Origin of the sequence: Halomonas flagellata (assembly GCF_022487945.1) — a bacterium.
GTDB lineage: Bacteria > Pseudomonadota > Gammaproteobacteria > Pseudomonadales > Halomonadaceae > Halomonas > Halomonas flagellata.
The window spans coordinates 1-668 of sequence record NZ_JAKVPY010000100.1 but is presented as its reverse complement, the minus strand read 5'-3'; the positions used below and the strand labels follow the sequence as shown (position 1 = coordinate 668).

At 42.2% G+C, this 668-nt stretch carries 1 rRNA gene; it reads left to right on the top strand.

Features of this window, described 5'->3' with window-relative positions:
• Positions 1–540: 540 nt before the first annotated feature.
• Positions 541–668, top strand: a 16S ribosomal RNA gene (locus tag MKP05_RS21335); the annotation flags it as partial.

The following is a 668-nucleotide window of genomic DNA, read 5'->3' as shown; positions in this document are numbered from 1 at the left end:
CTATTACTTGGATACGGTATTGACCCGTCCTAAAATAACTATACAGGTTATTAAATAAATCCTGATATAATTATACAATTCCGGGGGAAGAAGAAAGGTTTTTTTTCCGGCTAACCCTAAGCTGTTCAATGGGTTGTGGGCAAGGTTCAAAAAAACCTTCAAAAACATTTGGAAAAAGGCGGGGAAAGTTTCTATATTTGCACCCGCTTTCGGAAGGATGGTAGATGTAGGAGAGGGAGCGGAAGTTCATTGTACAGCGGGATTTCGGGCAGTCGAGGGGGCATTTGAAAAAAAAGTCCCGGAAAAGTTTGCCGGGGACGGAAAAGTAAATTACTTTTGCACCCGCTTTCGAAACGAAAGTTAAAAATAAGAACAAAACGAGGGCCTTTAATAAATTAAGGGCGAGTTCATTGAAATATTGTTGACAGCACGGTTTTTATTTTATTAATAAAGACCGACCAAGTAAGAATTTTTAAGCAAGATCATTTTTGAGCATTGGGCTTTAACCGGATGGGTCATGTATACAATATACAACGATCAACGATGAAGAGTTTGATCCTGGCTCAGAACGAACGCTGGCGGCATGCCTAACACATGCAAGTCGAACGATGGCTTCGGCCATAGTGGCGCACGGGTGAGTAACACGTGGGAACCTGCCTTTCGGTTCG